The following is a 1,908-nucleotide window of genomic DNA, read 5'->3' as shown; positions in this document are numbered from 1 at the left end:
CCGCGATTCCGACGCTCGGGCGCTATGCGCAGCTTGACCGCGTCCGTATGCCGCATGACCTGCGCAACCTTTCGGTGGAGCAGCTGAAGCAGCTTGCGGATGAACTGCGGTCCGAGACGATCGACGCGGTTTCCACCACCGGGGGGCATCTTGGCGCGTCGCTGGGCGTGGTTGAACTGACCGTGGCGCTGCATGCCGTGTTCGACACCCCCGATGACCGCGTGATCTGGGATGTCGGCCACCAGGCCTATCCGCACAAGATCCTGACCGGGCGGCGCGAGCGGATCCGCACCCTGCGCCAGCCGGGCGGGCTTTCGGGCTTCACGCGGCGTAGCGAGAGCGAATACGACCCCTTCGGCGCGGCCCATTCCTCCGCCTCCATTTCCGCCGGGCTTGGCATGGCCGTCGCCCACCACCTGCGCGCGGAGGAAGACCCTTCCTACCGTGAGCGCAACGTGATCGCGGTGATCGGGGATGGCTCGATCTCGGCGGGCATGGCGTACGAGGCGATGAACAACGCCTCGCATTGCGGGCCGGGCGCCGAACGCCTGATCGTGGTGCTCAACGATAACGAGATGTCCATCGCGCCGCCGGTGGGCGCGATGTCGAACTACCTGTCGCGGCTCATGTCCTCGCGCAAGTTCCTGGGCCTGCGCGAGCTTGCGGGCAAGATGGCCAAACGCCTGCCGGGCCGGCTGGAACGCACGGCGAAGAAGGCGGATGAATACGCGCGCGGCATCATGACCGGCGGCACGCTGTTCGAGGAACTGGGCTTTTACTATGTCGGCCCCGTGGACGGGCATGACATGAACCAGCTCGTCCACATCCTGCGCAACCTGCGTGACGCGGAAGATGTCGGCCCCGTGCTGGTCCATGTGATTACCGAAAAGGGGCGTGGCTACACCCCGGCCGAATCGGCTGGCGACAAATACCATGCCGTATCTAAGTTCAACGTGGTGACGGGCGAGCAGAAAAAGGCCCCGCCCGGCCCGCCGAGCTACACCTCGGTCTTTGCGCGGGAACTGGTGCGTCAGGCCGCGACGGATGATAAAATCGTCACGATCACCGCCGCCATGCCCTCGGGCACGGGGCTGGACAAGTTCGCCAAGGCCTATCCCGACCGCTTCTTCGATGTCGGCATTGCCGAGCAGCACGCCGTCACCTTCGCCGCAGGCATGGCGACGGAGGGGCTGCGCCCGTTCTGCGCCATCTACTCCACCTTCCTGCAGCGCGCCTATGACCAGGTGATGCATGACGTAGTGCTGCAGAAGCTGCCGGTACGCTTCGCCGTTGACCGCGCGGGGCTGGTGGGGGCCGATGGCGCGACCCATGCCGGGTCGTTCGACATCACCTATCTTGGCTGCCTGCCGGGCATGACCATCATGGCGCCCAGCACGGAGCTGGAACTGCTGCACATGACCGCGACCTCCGTCGCGTTTGACGAAGGCCCGATCGCGCTGCGCTACCCGCGTGGCAACGGGCTGGGGCTGGAGCTTCCGGCGGCGGGCGGGATCCTTGAGATCGGACGCGGGCGAATCGTGCGTGAAATGGCCCGTCAGTCCGGCCCCGAGCAGGGCGGCATCGCCATCCTCTCGCTCGGGCCAAGGCTGGGAGAGGCGCTGAAGGCGGCGGACATGCTGGCCGCGCAGGGCCTGTCCCCCACGGTGGCCGACGCCCGCTTCGCCAAGCCGATCGACACGGCGCTGGTCGAGCAGCTTGCGCGCAACCACGCCGTGCTGATCACCATCGAGGAAGGATCGGTGGGCGGCTTCGGCAGCTATGTCATGACCCATCTGGCCCGGACCGGCCTGCTGGACCGCGTGCGCTTCCGCCCCATGACCCTGCCCGACCGCTTCATCGACCACAACACCCAGGCCGCCCAGTACCATGAGGCCGGGCTGGATGCGC

At 67.1% G+C, this 1,908-nt stretch carries 1 protein-coding gene; it reads left to right on the top strand.

Annotation, left to right across the window (positions count from 1 at the left end; all coding sequences use genetic code 11):
• Positions 1-5 precede the first annotated feature (5 nt).
• Positions 6-1,908, top strand: a 1,903-nt coding sequence (gene dxs / locus JCM25156_RS15165; RefSeq protein WP_025813747.1) for a 1-deoxy-D-xylulose-5-phosphate synthase, incomplete at its 3' end; no start/stop codon positions are given.

Source organism: Komagataeibacter kakiaceti JCM 25156 (assembly GCF_000613305.1).
This window is presented reverse-complemented; position numbering and strand designations above follow the sequence as displayed.